The following is a 13,406-nucleotide window of genomic DNA, read 5'->3' as shown; positions in this document are numbered from 1 at the left end:
GATATCACCACATATTGTTTCGGCGCCTGCTGAAGTTGTCTATAACCCACACCACCCACCGCCCGTGGGACCGGGGGGCCCGCGCGCGGCCCACCACACCGTCCCCCGCGCCGCGGGGGAAGCGGACGGACCACGGCTGAGACCTGTGGTCCCGGCCTCGCACGCCTGCTCGTCGAACGGGACGAGGCCGAGTGTCCGGCCCTCATCCCCAAGGCCATCGCCGCCCCGCCCGGCTGCGGATCTTCCGCGTCATCGAGCGTGCGCCGGACGGCGAAGCCCGTGTGAGACCTCGCCGACTGCCTGGGCTTCCGGCAGCCGACCGTGAGTCATTGCCTGAGGATCATGCTGGATCCGGTGGTCGCCAGCCCGGCGACACCGGCCCTCGGCCGGGTGCAGCCGCGATACCGCGCTTCACTGGGTGACATCGTCGCCGTACCGCCGGTGCGCGAGGCCCGGGACGCCGGGCTCCTCAAGGCCTCGCCCATGTTCCTCCGCCTCGACGGCGCCGTCCGGGCCGACGGTACGAGGACGCCCGCCGACGTGGTGATCCGGTGCACCGGCTTCCGGCCGGCCCTCCCGCACCCGTCGCCCCTGGGCCTGCGCGGCCCGCGCGGCCCGCGCGGCCGCATCGCCACCCAGGGCACCCGCTCCGTGGAGGAGCCTCGGCTGCACTCCTCGGCTACGGTGACTGGACGGGCCCGGCCTCCGCCACGCTCATCGGCGTCGGACGGCCGGCACACGACGCGGCCCACGAGGTCGCCGGGTTCCCCGACGCCGGAGGACGATCCGCGCGACGTCGGTCCGACGTGCTGATCACCATGCCGATCGAGCAGGACAGCCGGCGTCCGCGCCGGGCGAGTCAGGTCGCGAACTCATGGGTACCGTACCGCCGAAGTCGCAGCGGATCAGCGTCCGCCGTCCCCGTCGGTGCTGTTCCGGCAGTGGGGCCGGGAAGAGGCGGGCGGTGGCGATGTGGTCGGCATCCGGAGCCCGGCCGCCGGCGAACGACCAGACCCGTTGGCGGACTTCGCAACGTGTGCCGCGGACCGCGGTCGGCGCCTTCTCGCCCGAAGGGGCAAGGCTGTCGATCAGCCGGGAGACCGCCGGGGCGGAGGCGAAAGGACATGCGGGCAGGACCCGACAGGCTGCTTCACCTGCAAAGTGCCTCTGGAACCAGCGGGAACATGGACCTGGACAATCCCTGTTCTCGCTGGTCAGAGGCACTTTCTGGTTGCCCGGCCGACTGCTCCGTGCAAGCCTGGGACCAGACCTGCGCATCCTCCAGGCACTCACCCGTGCCAGGAGCGCCACAGTGCCGCGTACGCGCCGTCCGCCGCGACCAGCTCGTCGTGGCTGCCCAGCTCGCTGATGCGGCCGTCCTCGACGACGGCGATGACGTCCGCGTCATGGGCGGTGTGCAGGCGGTGGGCGATGGCGACGACGGTGCGGCCGTCGAGGACACGGGCCAGCGAACGTTCCAGGTGCCGGGCCGCGCGGGGGTCGAGCAGCGAGGTCGCCTCGTCCAGCACCAGCGTGTGCGGGTCGGCCAGGACCAGGCGGGCCAGGGCGATCTGCTGCGCCTGGGCCGGGGTGAGCGCCAGCCCGCCCGAGCCGACCTCACTGTCGAGACCGTCGTCGAGCGCACGTGCCCAGCCGTCCGCGTCGACCGCGCCGAGCGCCGCCCACAACTCGGCGTCCTCGGCACCCGTCCGGGCGAGCCGCAGGTTGTCGCGCAGGGAACCCACGAAGACGTGGTGCTCCTGGTTGACCAGGGCCACATGGGTACGGACGTGTTCCGCGGTCATCCGGGACAGCTCGGCGCTGCCCAGGGTCACCGTGCCGTCCCGGGGTGCGTAGATCCCGGCGAGCAGTCGTCCCAGGGTGGACTTGCCCGCGCCGGAGGGGCCGACCAGAGCCAGCCTGGTGCCGGGCGCGACCTCGAGCGACACCTTGCGCAGCACGTCGACGCCCTCGTGGTAGCCGAAGTGCACCCGCTCGGCGTGCACATGGCGTCCGTCGGGCACCAGGGCGGCGTCACCGGCGGCGGGCTCGATGTCCCGGACCCCGACCAGCCGGGCCAGCGACACCTGGGCCACCTGCAACTCGTCGTACCAGCGCAGGATCAGGCCCACCGGGTCGACGAGCATCTGCGCCAGCAGCGCTCCGGTCGTCAGCTGACCGACACCGATCCAGCCCTGCAGGACGAAGACACCGCCGATCATCAGCACCGAGCCGAGCACGGTCACATGGGTGATGTTGATGACGGGGAAGAGCACCGACCGCAGCCACAGCGTGTAGCGCTCCCAGGCCGTCCACTCCTCGACCCGCTGGTCCGACAGCGCCACCCGGCGCTCGCTGAGGCGGTGTGCCTCGATGGTCCGTCCCGCGTCCACGGTCTCGGCGAGCGCCGCGGCCACGGCGGCGTACCCGGCGGCCTCGGAGCGGTACGCGGCCGGTGCCCGCCGGAAGTACCAGCGGCAGCCGGCCACCAGCAGCGGAACGGCGACCAGCACGGCCGGAGCCAGTTCGGGTGCCGTGACGATCAGGCCGCCCAGCAGCAGCACCACCCACACCACACCGATGGCCAGCTGGGGCACGGCCTCACGCATCGCGTTGCCGAGCCGGTCGATGTCGGTCGTGATCCGGGACAGCAGATCACCCGTCCCGGCCCGCTCCAGCACACCGGGCGGCAGCCCGACCGACCGCACCAGGAAGTCCTCACGCAGATCGGCCAGCATCCGCTCACCGAGCATCGCCCCGCGCAGCCGCACCTGCCGCACGAACACCGCCTGGACGACCAGCGCCAGCACGAACAGCGCGGCGGTGAGCCCCAGGTGGAGCTCCCGTGTGCGGTCCGGGACGCGCTCCACCAGACCGCCCAGCAGATACGGGCCGACCATCGAGGAGATCACCGCGACGGTGTTCACCGCGATCAGAAGCACGAAGGCCCTGCGATGCCTGCGGAGCAGCTCGCCCACATAGGCACGGACGGTGGCGGGCGCGCCCACGGGCAGGGTGCCGGCCGTGGTCGGGGCCGCCGGGTCGTAGGCCGGTGGCGCCACGCCGATCATGCTGTCTCCTCGATCTCCATGAGCTGGTCCAGGTCGGCCAGGTCGTCCGTCCCGACCCGTGCCCCGTTCTTCGTCTCGGCCCTCGTGCCGGTCCCGGCCTCCGTCTCGCGGGTCACCACGGCCCGGTACCGGGGCTCGGTACGCACCAGCTCGCGGTGGCCGCCGACGGCCACGACCGTCCCGTCGTGCAGGAAGACCACCTGGTCCGCCCGGTCCAGCAGCAGGGGCGACGAGGTGAAGACCACGGTCGTACGGCCCGACCGCAGTTCCCGCAGGCCCTCGGCGATCCGGGCCTCGGTGTGCGAGTCGACGGCGGAGGTCGGTTCGTCCAGGACGAGGACCTCCGGGTCGGTGACCAGCGACCGGGCCAGCGACAGCCGCTGCCGCTGGCCGCCGGAGAGGGACCGTCCGCGCTCGGTGAGCTGCGCGTCCATCGGGTCCGCGGTGTCGAGCGAACCCTGCACCAGCGCCGCCAGTACGTCCCGGCACTGCGCGGCGTCCAGCGCCTCGCGCGCTTGGACGGCCCCGGACGCGGGTACGTCGAGCAGTTCGCGCAGCGTGCCGGACAGCAGCACCGGATCCTTGTCCTGGACGAGGACGGAGCCGCGCGCGGAGTCCAGCGGCAGCTCGTCGAGCGGCACACCGCCGAGCAGCACCGAGCCGTCCCGCGCGGCGTGCGTGGTGTGCGCCGCGTGTCCGCCGAGCCGTTCGGCGAGGTGTCCCGCCGCGTCCGGATCCCCGCACACCACCGCGGTGAGCCGGCCCGCCGGGGCGAGCAGACCGGTCGCCGGATCGTACAGGTCGCCGGAAGGCCGCTCGGGGCCGCGCGTACCGGCGGTGTCCATGGCCCGCTCCAGCGACAGCACCCGCGCAGCGCGCTTGGCCGACGGCCGGGAGAAGGAATAGGCCATCGCGATCTCCTCGAAGTGGCGCAGAGGATACGCGAGCAGCATCACCGAGCTGTAGACGGTGACCAGTTCACCCACGGCGATCCGCCCCTGACGGGCCAGATGAACGCCGTAGCAGACCACCGTGATCAGCAGGATTCCCGGCAGCAACACCTGGATCGCGGCGATCAGGGACCACATCCGGGCACTGCGCACGGCGGCGTGGCGGACTTCCTGGGACGCACGGCGGTAACGGTCGAGGAACAGTTGCTCACCGCCGATGCCGCGCAGCACGCGCAGTCCGGCGACGGTGTCCGAGGCGAGTTCCGTGGCCCGGCCGGCCTTCTCCCGCTGGACGTCGGCCCGCCGGGTGGCGTGGGGCAGCAGCGGCAGGACCGCGAGCGCCAGCAGGGGCAGGCCCACGACGACGACCACCCCGAGCGCGGGCTGGTAGAGAAGCAGGCCGACGCAGACCAGCACGATGGTGACCACGGCCGCGGTGAACCGGGACAGGGCCTCGACGAACCAGCCGATCTTCTCGACGTCACCGGTGGAGACGGCCACGACCTCGCCGGCCGCGACGCGCCGGGTCAGTGCGGAACCCAGGGTCGCGGTCCTGCGGGCCAGCAGCTGCTGGACACGGGCGGCCGCGGTGATCCAGTTGGTGACGGCGGCCCGGTGCAGGAAGGTGTCGCCGATCGCGTTGCCCGCGCAGGCCAGGGCCATGAGCCCGCCGGCCAGGGCGAGCCGGGTGCCGGAACGGTCGACGGCGGCCTGGACGCCGATGCCCACACAGAACGGGAGCGAGGCGACGGAGGCGAAGTGGAGCAGTCCCCAAGCCAGGGACTTGAGCTGGCCCGAGAGCTGATTCCAAAAGAGCCACCGCAGGAATCGGGGGCCCGAGCGGGCGTCGGGCACGCCCGGGTCGGGATACGGAAGGTCTTGGATCTGCATGACGTCCCAGTGGCTCGCGGAGGTGGGGCCGCGCGCCGTCCTCGGACGGCGGCGACAGCAAACCGTGACAGGTTGACGCTGCTGTGTGCCGCGAAGCAAACGATTTTTCACGCCGTCGCACGGAACCGGCTCGATGTGCCCGACGGGAACCTCGCGGCACACCGGCCGACGACGCCACGGGGCTTCGGAACAGGTCCCCGCGCGGTGGCTCAGCAGGACGCGTCGCGGTGCTGCGGGGTGGCGGCCGTCCCGTCGACCAGCGTGTTCAGCAGCGCGCCGAGAACCTCGCGCTGCTCCTCCCCCAGCGGAGCCAGGATCTCCTCCGCGGCGGCCCTGCGCGCGGCGTGCAGCTCCCGCAGGGCCGCGTGTCCGTCGTCGGTGAGTTCGATCCGGATCACCCGCCGATTGGCCGGATCGGGCACCCGCCGCACCTTGCCGCCGGCCTCCAGCCCGTCGACCAGCGTGGTCACGGCGCGCGGCACGACCTCCAGCCGTTCGGCCAGGTCGGCCATGCGGGGCGGCGAGGCATAGTGGGCGAGGCTGCGCAGCAGCCGGGACTGGGCCGGGGTGATGCCCAGCTCGCGCCGCACCAGATGGCGTTTCTGGATGCGGTGCATCCGGAGGGTCAGCCGAAGCAGCTGCTCGGCCAGCAGGCCGTCGGGGTCGGGGGTGGTCATGTGCGGAACAATATCAGCATGCCGTTCATTGTGAGCATAGGTAACAATGAGCTAGGCTCCGCTGTCCCGGCGTTCCCCTGACCGACCCGGGGCGGCCCCGGGCTCCCGTGCCCGGCTTCCCGCCCCCGAGCCCTCGAAGGAGACCATGCACACCGACCATGAACCCGCCTGGAGCGCACCCGCGGGCGTCGAGGAACAGCCCCGGCAGGTGCGCCGCATCCTGCGGCTGTTCCGCCCCTACCGGGGCCGCCTCGCGATCGTCGGTCTGCTGGTCGGAGCGGCGTCCCTCGTCTCGGTCGCCACCCCGTTCCTGCTCAAGGCGATCCTCGACGTCGCGATCCCCGAGGGCCGCACCGGACTGCTCAGCCTGCTGGCCCTCGGCATGATCCTCAGCGCCGTCCTCACCAGTGTCTTCGGAGTGCTCCAGACACTGATCTCCACGACCGTCGGCCAGCGCGTGATGCACGATCTGCGCACCGCCGTCTACGACCGGCTCCAGCGCATGTCGCTCGCCTTCTTCACCCGCACCCGCACCGGCGAGGTCCAGTCCCGCATCGCCAACGACATCGGCGGCATGCAGGCCACCGTGACCTCCACGGCGACCTCCCTGGTCTCCAACCTCACCAGCGTCGTCGCCACCGTCGTCGCGATGCTCGTCCTCGACTGGCGGCTGACCGTCGTCTCGCTGCTCCTGTTGCCGGCCTTCGTGTGGATCAGCCGTCGTGTCGGCAACGAACGCAAGAAGATCACCACCCAGCGTCAGAAGCAGATGGCCTCGATGGCGGCCACGATCACCGAGTCGCTGTCGGTCAGCGGCATCCTGCTGGGCCGCACCATGGGCCGATCCGACTCGCTGACCAGTGCCTTCGCCGAAGAGTCCGACCGTCTGGTGGACCTGGAGGTGCGGTCGAACATGGCCGGCCGCTGGCGCATGGCCGTCATCACGATCGTCATGGCCGCCATGCCCGCCGTCATCTACTGGACCGCGGGCATCGCCCTGAGCACGAGCGGGCCCGGGGTATCCATCGGGACGATCGTCGCCTTCGTCTCGCTCCAGCAGGGTCTGTTCAGGCCGGCCGTGAGCCTGCTGTCGACCGGGGTCCAGATCCAGGCCTCGCTCGCGCTGTTCCAGCGCATCTTCGAGTATCTCGACCTCCCCGTGGACATCACCGAGCGCGCGGACCCGGTCCACCTCGACCGGGTCGGTGGCGAGGTCCGGTTCGAGAACGTCACCTTCGGCTACGACGGCAAGGGCGGCCCCGTCCTCGACGGCATCGACATCACCGTCCCCGCCGGCACCAGCCTCGCGGTGGTCGGTTCGACCGGCGCCGGCAAGTCCACGCTGGGCCACCTCGTGCCACGGCTGTACGACGTCACCGGGGGCCGGGTCACGCTCGACGGGGTCGACGTGCGCGACCTCGACTTCGACACCCTGGCGCGCGCGGTCGGCGTCGTCTCCCAGGAGACGTACCTCTTCCATGCCTCCGTGGCCGACAACCTGCGGTTCGCGAAGCCCGACGCCACGGACGAGGAACTCCACGGGGCGGCCCGGGCAGCGCAGATCCACGACCACATCGCCGCCCTGCCCGACGGGTACGACACCGTCGTGGGGGAGCGCGGCCACCGCTTCTCCGGCGGTGAGAAGCAGCGCCTGGCGATCGCCCGGACCATTCTGCGTGACCCGCCCGTGCTCGTCCTCGACGAGGCCACCAGCGCGCTCGACACCCGTACCGAGGCCGCCGTCCAGCAGGCCATCGACGCGCTGTCGGCCGACCGGACCACGCTCACCATCGCCCACCGGCTCTCCACCGTCCGCGGCGCCGACCAGATCGTGGTGCTCGATGCGGGACGCGCGGTCGAACGCGGCACGCACGAGGAACTTCTGGAGCGGGACGGGCGGTACGCGGCCCTCGTCCGCAGGGACGCCCAATTGGAGCCGACAAGATGAAAATATGCCAGGTTTGTGGCGATATGCGGGTTACCGTGCCCGCATGCAGACGAACACTCCGTCACGAAGCACGATCCGACTGACGCGCAGGGGGCGGCTCGCCCTCGTCGCGACCGGGGCCGTCGTGGCCGGTACCGCCGTGGCGGTGCCCCTGCTCGTCCTGGGCGGCGACGGCGACCCCCGCCCCACGACCCTGGTGATTCCGGAGGGCCGACGGGCGAGCCAGGTGTACGCGGCCGTCGACAAGGCCCTCGGACTGCCCGCGGGGAGCACGAAGAAGTCCCTCGCGAAGGCCGACCTCAAGTTGCCGGCCGACGCCGACGGGAACCCGGAGGGGTACCTCTTCCCGGGGACGTATCCGCTGAAGGAGAAGGCGACACCGGAGCAGTTGCTGGCGCTGATGGTCGAGACGGCCAACAAGAAGTTCAACGGAGCCCCGGTCGCCGCCGGTGCGCAGCGCAACGCGATGAACGTCTACCAGGCCGTCACCATCGCGAGCATCGTCCAGGCCGAGGCGTCCACCAAGGCCGACATGGGCAAGGTGGCCCGGGTGATCTTCAACCGCATGGAGCGCGGGATGCCGCTGCAGATGGACTCGACGGTCGACTACGCCCTGGGCCGTTCGACGCCCGGCGCCAAGGAGACGGACATCGAGGCCGCCAGTCCCTACAACTCCTATACACGCATGGGGCTGCCGCCCACTCCGATCGACAACCCCGGTGAGGAGGCGATGCGCGCGGCGATCAATCCGACGCCGGGCGACTGGCTGTACTTCGTCACGGTCAAGCCGGGCGACACCCGCTTCACCGCCGACTACAAGGAACACCGGAGCGACGTCGCCGAGTTCACCGCGCGGCAGCAGAAAGAGCGAAGGGGGAAGCAGGAACAGCCGGCGGAGAAATGAGACGACCCGGCACCGGTCGTCCGCGTCGGACCGTGGTGTGCTCCTCGGCCGTCCGCCTCAGACCGTGACGCGCTCCTTCGCCAGCAGGCGCCTGATGTCCCGTACGGCCGCACGCCCGGCGCGGCTGGCGCCGACGGTGCTGGCAGAGGGACCGTAGCCGACGAGGTGGACGCGCGGATCGGCGACCGCCCGGGTGCCCTCGACCCGGATGCCGCCACCGGGTTCCCGCAACCGCAGCGGGGCGAGGTGATCGACGGCCGGACGGAACCCGGTGGCCCACAGGACGACGTCGGCCGCCACCTGCCGCCCGTCCTTCCACTCCACGCCCGCCGGTGTGAGCCGGTCGAACATCGGCTGCCGGTCCAGCACCCCGTTGGCGATGTTCCGGCGGATCGTGTCGGTCAGCGGCAGCCCCGTCACCGAGACGACACTGCGCGGCGGCAGCCCCTGCCGCACCCGCTCCTCGACCAGCGCCACGGCCTCCCGTCCCGCGTCCTGGTCGAAGGGGCCCTCGCGGTAGACCGGGGGCCGTCGGGTCACCCAGGTGGTGTCCGCCGCGTACGGGGCGATCTCCATCAGATGCTGGGTGGCCGAGGCACCTCCTCCCACCACGACGACCCGCTGACCGGCGAACGCCTGGGGGCCCGGGTACTGGGCGGTGTGCAACTGCCGCCCCCGGAACGTCTCCTGGCCCTCGTAGTGCGGCCAGAACGGCCGGTCCCAGGTGCCGGTGGCGTTGATCAGCGTCCGCGTCGACCAGGTGCCCGCCGAGGTCTCCACGAGCAGCCGCCCGCCGGTGCCCTCCCGGACCGTCCGCACCTTCACCGGCCGCCGTACCCGCAGGCCGAACGTCTGCTCGTAGCGGTCGAAGTACCCGGTGACGACCTCGGAGGACGGCCGGGCCGGATCGGCGTCCGTGAGTTCCATGCCGGGCAGCGCGTGCATCCCGTGCACCTTGTCGTACGTGAGCGAGGGCCAGCGGTGCCGCCAGGCCCCACCGGGGCCCGGGTTGTGGTCGAGCACCACGAAGTCGCGCTCCGGCTCGAACCCGGTGCGCCGCAGGTGATAGGCGCTGGACAACCCTGCCTGCCCGGCGCCTACCACGACCGACTGGACCTCGGCCGTCCCGACCTCGGAGGTCTGGTCCTCGGGCACCGCAACCTCGCTCATGTAGTTCACTTTTCTACCAACGCTGTTGAGGGCGCACCTCTTCCCGCGGGCCGTGCCGTCCCTCCGAGGGCTGCGGGTCCCACCGATCTCCCGCCCATGGGCCAGGATGGAACGTATGTCAGATGCCTTCAACACCCGGGTCCTGAACGTCGCCACCGGCTCCGTGGAGCGGATCGCCGACATCACCCGTGACTGCGAGTCCTTCCTGCACGAGGTGGCGGCCGGCCGTGACGGACTGCTCAACGTCTTCGTGCCGCACGCCACCGCCGGCATCGCCGTCATCGAGACCGGTGCGGGCAGCGACGACGACCTCCTGGCCGCCCTGCACAGCCTGCTGCCGGCCGACGACCGCTGGCAGCACCGTCACGGCAGCCCCGGACACGGCCGCGACCACGTCCTGCCCGCGCTCGTCCCGCCGCACGCCACCCTGCCCGTACTGGGCGGACAACTGGAGCTGGGCACCTGGCAGTCCGTGTGTCTGGTCGACACGAACCGCGACAACCCGGACCGCCGGGTCAGGCTGAGCTTCCTCGGAGGCCGGTGAGCCGGAACGGGGCTCCTCCCCGGCGCTTCACCGCGTAGGTGTGTCCGACGCCCCTGGTGCCCCCGTCGTGCCCGCCGGCCCCGTCTCCGCTGTCCCTGCCTCCGTTGCCCCCGTCGTGCCCGTGGGGAACTCCTCCGTGCCGAGCACCCGCAGCAGGTCCAGCCGCTCGCGCGCCTCGGCGTCCGCAGGGGTGAGGACCAGCAGCAGCTGACCCTGGTCGGGCGTGACCAGGGTTTCGCAGTCCAGCAGGAGGCGCTGCCCGCGATGGAGCTGGACCTCACCGCGGCCGGCCTCGCGGAGATCGAGAAGGCGGTGCCCCCGGGCTCGGCACGCGGCGACCGTTACCCGGCCGAGTTCATGTCGGGCCTCGGCGTGGGGAACTGAGCGCGGCCCTTCCTGCGGGACCCGCCCCGGAGCGGTTTCCGCAGGAGGGTCAGGAGGGCGCGGAGAGCGCGCGCATGTCCGGGGATTCCGGACATGCCGAGGAGTCCGGAGAGCCCGGCGAGGCCGGGGCGGGCGGCTTCAGGAGGAAGCGGCGCCGCCCGACTCCACGAACCGGGCCAGCTGCGTCAGGGCCCAGCGGGCCCCCGCCTCGTTGTCCGCGGCGGGCACGGCGTCGGGGACGCCCTCGTGGACCACCAGGACGTCGGTGCCGCCGCCGGCGTCGGTGAGCGTGGTCGTCATGGTCATCGTGCCGCGCAGCGCCGGGTTCTCGGCCTCGAACTCGAGCACCTCCACCACCAGCTCGTCCGGCACGAGCCGCGCGAAGCCGCCGTGGTACGTGTCGGTGTGCGCGGCCGACTTGCCGACCGCGTCCGGTGCGTCGTACGTGAGCGACATCCGGAACCTGCCGCCCTCACGCGCCTCGAACTCGTGCACCTCGCCCCGCATGCCCGGCGGCACCCGCCACCGCGCGATCGCGTCCGCGCTCACCAGCGCCCGGTAGACGGCCGGACGGGGAGCGTTCACCTGACCGGAGACCCGCGTCGTGTACATGGTCCCATCGTGCCCTCGTCCTGTCGTGCCGTCGACGGATCACTGCTCACCGTTCGCCGCGAACGACGGTGACCGGGCAGTCCGCGTGGTGCAGCAGCGCCTGGCTCACCGAACCCAGCAGCATCCCGGTGAATCCGCCGTGCCCCCGGGCCCCGGCCACCACCAACCGGGCTTCCTCGGCGGCGTCGAGCAGCGCGTGCCGGACCCGGAACCGCTCGAGCCGCAGTTCCACGGGCACCTTCGGGCGCGCGGCCCGCCAAGGGGCCACCACCTCCTCCAGCCGGTGCCGGTGCTTCTCGCGGAGCCGGTCCAGGTCGACCACCACGTTCAGCGGGTCGCCCGGGCCCTCGTACGGTGTCGGCTCGCTCCAGGTGTTCCACACATGCAGCGCGATCAGCGGGGCTTTTCGCAGTGCCGCTTCGGCGAAGGCGAACTCGCCTGCCGCGGCCCCGGCGGGCGAACCGTCCACGGCGAGCAGCACGGGTCCCCGTGGATCGGGCCGGCCCCGGACCACCATGACCGGGCAGTGCGCGTGGGCGGCCAGCCGTACGACCGTCGAGCCCAGCAGCAGATCCCCGAACCGGGTGTGGCCCCGCCCGCCGACCACCGCCAGCACCGCGTGGCGCGACTCGCTCCGCAGCACCGTCAGGGTCTCTCCGGACGCCACGGTCCTGGCCACCTCCAGGCCCGGCACCCGGTCACGGGCCCGCTGTTCGGCCTGAGCCAGGACGCCGTGGATCATCGGGTCCAGGTCGGCGGAGTGGCTGAAGGCGTGCACGATCCGCAGCTCCGCGCCGCGCAGGCACGCTTCATGGGCCGCGACGTCCACCGCTGCGAGGCTGGACGGCGACCCGTCCACGCCGACGATCACCGTGTCGTTCACCGCTCACTCCCGCCCATGCCGGGTACGTCCTGAGTACCCGCAGGCGGAGACGAAACACCACATGCGAACTCCTGCTCGTCCACGCACACATGGCGCGTGAACGAGCAGGAAGGGGGCCCCGGAGGGCAGCAGGAAGGAGAAGCAGGGCACGCGCGAGGCTTACGCGTCCCCGTCCTTCCCTCCGTCGCCGCGGACGACCGCCACCGGGCAGTGGGCGTGGTGCAGCATCGCCTGGCTGACCGAGCCGAGCAGCAGCCCGGAGAACCCGCCCCGCCCCCGGGCCCCGACCACCAGCAGCTGAGCCGTACGACTCGCCTCGATGAGTGCTTCACGCGTGCCGCCGTGCACCACCTTGTGTCGCACCTTCACACCGGGGTACCGCTCCTGCTGTCCGGACAGCGCCTCGGACAGCAGACGTTCCTCGGCCGCACCCAGCTCGCCGGGCCGGCTCGCGTAGGGAGCCTTCTCGTCCTGCGGCGCGGGCGCGGGCGCGTTCCAGCTGGTCCAGGAGTGCAGCGCGACCAGTTCGGCCCCGCGCAGCGACGCCTCGGCGAAGGCGAAGTCGATCGCCTTCGCGCCCGCCGTGGAACCGTCGACCCCGACCAGCACAGGCCCGTCCGCGGCTCCCGTCTCCCGCACGGCCAGCACCGGGCACTGCCCGTGACTCGCCAGATGCACCGCCGTCGATCCCACCAGAAGCCCGACGAAACCGCCCATGCCGCGCGATCCGACGACCACGAGTTCCGCGTCGGGGGACTGGGCCTCCAGCACGGTCAGGGGTTCGCCCGTCACCACGGCGCCCGAGATCTCCACGTCCGGTGCCACGGACTTCGCGTGCGCCACCGCCTCGGCCACCAGTTTCTCGACCATGGTCCGCAGACCGCCCTCGGGAGGTCCCAGCGGCGAGGCACCCAACGGCACATGCATGGCGGGCCAGAGGAACGCATGCACCACCCGCAGCCCGGCCCCGCGCCGCCGGGCCTCCTCGGCCGCGGCCCCCACCGCGGCCAAGCTCGACGCCGATCCGTCGACTCCTGCAACGACCAGACCGCTCATCATGCCTCCAGAATCGGTACGTCACAGAAATGGTCCCACGCGCGCGTCCCCCCGCCATGGGCCCTATGGGCCGCACCCCACCGCCGGACGGACCCGAAGGTTCCGGAGCCGCAGGTCCAGGCCCCGGTACCGGCCCCGCGCAGGGCGCGGCACGCACCGTCCGGGGTCACCCGGGTGGATGATCGGTGGTGACTACAACTGTTGTCCATCCGTGGCGATACCCGATATCCCGGCGAGATCGCGGGATGACACCATGGCCTCTTTGGGGCCGACCGCCAGTGTGATGAGGGCCCTCACCCATGTACGGATGATCAGA

The 13,406-nt window shown here is 72.0% G+C and carries 10 protein-coding genes and 3 pseudogenes; 5 read left to right on the top strand and 8 right to left on the bottom strand.

Features of this window, described 5'->3' with window-relative positions:
• Positions 1 to 405: 405 nt before the first annotated feature.
• Positions 406 to 761, top strand: a pseudogene (locus ACFWVE_RS01505) (pyridine nucleotide-disulfide oxidoreductase); the annotation flags it as partial.
• Positions 762 to 1,289: 528 nt separating this feature from the next.
• Here ACFWVE_RS01505 and ACFWVE_RS01500 read toward each other — a convergent pair.
• From ACFWVE_RS01500 to ACFWVE_RS01490, 3 genes are all read right to left on the bottom strand, one after another.
• Complete coding sequence (locus ACFWVE_RS01500; protein WP_384007148.1) at positions 1,290 to 3,071, bottom strand: ABC transporter ATP-binding protein; 1,782 nt, start codon at positions 3,069 to 3,071, stop codon at positions 1,290 to 1,292.
• Positions 3,068 to 4,912: an ABC transporter transmembrane domain-containing protein gene (locus ACFWVE_RS01495; RefSeq protein WP_384007146.1), complete on the bottom strand. Its 1,845-nt coding sequence runs from the start codon at positions 4,910 to 4,912 to the stop codon at positions 3,068 to 3,070. Before ACFWVE_RS01495 ends, ACFWVE_RS01500 begins: the two co-directional genes overlap by 4 nt.
• A 209-nt stretch (positions 4,913 to 5,121) precedes the next feature.
• Entirely contained in the window at positions 5,122 to 5,589 is a 468-nt protein-coding gene (locus ACFWVE_RS01490; protein ID WP_384007144.1) for a MarR family winged helix-turn-helix transcriptional regulator, read from the bottom strand.
• Positions 5,590 to 5,734: 145 nt separating this feature from the next.
• On the opposite strand from ACFWVE_RS01490, the gene ACFWVE_RS01485 reads away from it, so the two are divergent.
• Together ACFWVE_RS01485 and mltG are read left to right on the top strand one after the other, a co-directional pair.
• On the top strand, positions 5,735 to 7,537 hold the full coding sequence (locus tag ACFWVE_RS01485) for an ABC transporter ATP-binding protein (RefSeq protein WP_384007142.1): 1,803 nt from the start codon (positions 5,735 to 5,737) through the stop codon (positions 7,535 to 7,537).
• A 43-nt stretch (positions 7,538 to 7,580) separates the two neighbouring features.
• Positions 7,581 to 8,441 carry an endolytic transglycosylase MltG gene (mltG, locus tag ACFWVE_RS01480; protein WP_384007140.1) on the top strand — a complete coding sequence of 287 codons (861 nt, stop codon included), beginning with the start codon at positions 7,581 to 7,583 and terminating at the stop codon, positions 8,439 to 8,441.
• Between the two features lie 57 nt (positions 8,442 to 8,498).
• Here mltG and ACFWVE_RS01475 read toward each other — a convergent pair whose 3' ends face one another.
• Complete coding sequence (locus tag ACFWVE_RS01475) at positions 8,499 to 9,611, bottom strand: NAD(P)-binding domain-containing protein (RefSeq protein ID WP_384007138.1); 1,113 nt, start codon at positions 9,609 to 9,611, stop codon at positions 8,499 to 8,501.
• A gap of 115 nt (positions 9,612 to 9,726) precedes the next feature.
• On the opposite strand from ACFWVE_RS01475, the gene ACFWVE_RS01470 reads away from it, so the two are divergent.
• Positions 9,727 to 10,155 (top strand): secondary thiamine-phosphate synthase enzyme YjbQ, encoded by a 429-nt coding sequence (locus ACFWVE_RS01470; RefSeq protein WP_384007137.1) that lies wholly within the window; start codon positions 9,727 to 9,729, stop codon positions 10,153 to 10,155.
• A 111-nt stretch (positions 10,156 to 10,266) separates the two neighbouring features.
• On the opposite strand, the pseudogene ACFWVE_RS01465 reads toward ACFWVE_RS01470, so the two are convergent.
• Positions 10,267 to 10,419 (bottom strand): annotated as a pseudogene (locus ACFWVE_RS01465) (transcriptional regulator); the annotation flags it as partial.
• Between ACFWVE_RS01465 and ACFWVE_RS01460 the strand changes: the two are divergent.
• Positions 10,405 to 10,539: pseudogene (locus ACFWVE_RS01460) on the top strand (aldo/keto reductase); the annotation flags it as partial. The pseudogenes ACFWVE_RS01465 and ACFWVE_RS01460 sit on opposite strands and share 15 nt — an antisense overlap.
• A 138-nt stretch (positions 10,540 to 10,677) precedes the next feature.
• Here ACFWVE_RS01460 and ACFWVE_RS01455 read toward each other — a convergent pair.
• The 3 genes from ACFWVE_RS01455 to ACFWVE_RS01445 form a co-directional block, all read right to left on the bottom strand.
• Positions 10,678 to 11,151, bottom strand: a complete 474-nt coding sequence (locus ACFWVE_RS01455; protein WP_384007135.1) for an SRPBCC domain-containing protein — start codon at positions 11,149 to 11,151, stop codon at positions 10,678 to 10,680.
• A 46-nt stretch (positions 11,152 to 11,197) separates the two neighbouring features.
• Positions 11,198 to 12,034 carry a universal stress protein gene (locus ACFWVE_RS01450; protein ID WP_384007133.1) on the bottom strand — a complete coding sequence of 279 codons (837 nt, stop codon included), beginning with the start codon at positions 12,032 to 12,034 and terminating at the stop codon, positions 11,198 to 11,200.
• Positions 12,035 to 12,193: 159 nt separating this feature from the next.
• Positions 12,194 to 13,090 carry a universal stress protein gene (locus ACFWVE_RS01445; RefSeq protein ID WP_384007334.1) on the bottom strand — a complete coding sequence of 299 codons (897 nt, stop codon included), beginning with the start codon at positions 13,088 to 13,090 and terminating at the stop codon, positions 12,194 to 12,196.
• Between the last annotated feature and the right edge of the window lie 316 nt (positions 13,091 to 13,406).

This window comes from Streptomyces sp. NPDC058632 (genome assembly GCF_042717095.1).
Lineage (GTDB): Bacteria > Actinomycetota > Actinomycetes > Streptomycetales > Streptomycetaceae > Streptomyces.
The sequence above is the reverse complement of the archived record's forward strand: the minus strand, read 5'-3'. Positions and strand labels throughout refer to the sequence as shown.

Excerpts from the sequence above, each read along its gene's own strand:
- ACFWVE_RS01445 (WP_384007334.1), bottom strand. The coding sequence starts at position 13,090 with ATGAGCGGTCTGGTCGTTGCAGGAGTCGACGGATCGGCGTCGAGCTTG.
- ACFWVE_RS01495 (WP_384007146.1), bottom strand. The coding sequence starts at position 4,912 with ATGCAGATCCAAGACCTTCCGTATCCCGACCCGGGCGTGCCCGACGCC.
- ACFWVE_RS01485 (WP_384007142.1), top strand. The coding sequence starts at position 5,735 with ATGCACACCGACCATGAACCCGCCTGGAGCGCACCCGCGGGCGTCGAG.
- ACFWVE_RS01455 (WP_384007135.1), bottom strand. The coding sequence starts at position 11,151 with ATGTACACGACGCGGGTCTCCGGTCAGGTGAACGCTCCCCGTCCGGCC.
- mltG (WP_384007140.1), top strand. The coding sequence starts at position 7,581 with ATGCAGACGAACACTCCGTCACGAAGCACGATCCGACTGACGCGCAGG.
- ACFWVE_RS01490 (WP_384007144.1), bottom strand. The coding sequence starts at position 5,589 with ATGACCACCCCCGACCCCGACGGCCTGCTGGCCGAGCAGCTGCTTCGG.
- ACFWVE_RS01475 (WP_384007138.1), bottom strand. The coding sequence starts at position 9,611 with ATGAGCGAGGTTGCGGTGCCCGAGGACCAGACCTCCGAGGTCGGGACG.
- ACFWVE_RS01500 (WP_384007148.1), bottom strand. The coding sequence starts at position 3,071 with ATGATCGGCGTGGCGCCACCGGCCTACGACCCGGCGGCCCCGACCACG.
- ACFWVE_RS01470 (WP_384007137.1), top strand. The coding sequence starts at position 9,727 with ATGTCAGATGCCTTCAACACCCGGGTCCTGAACGTCGCCACCGGCTCC.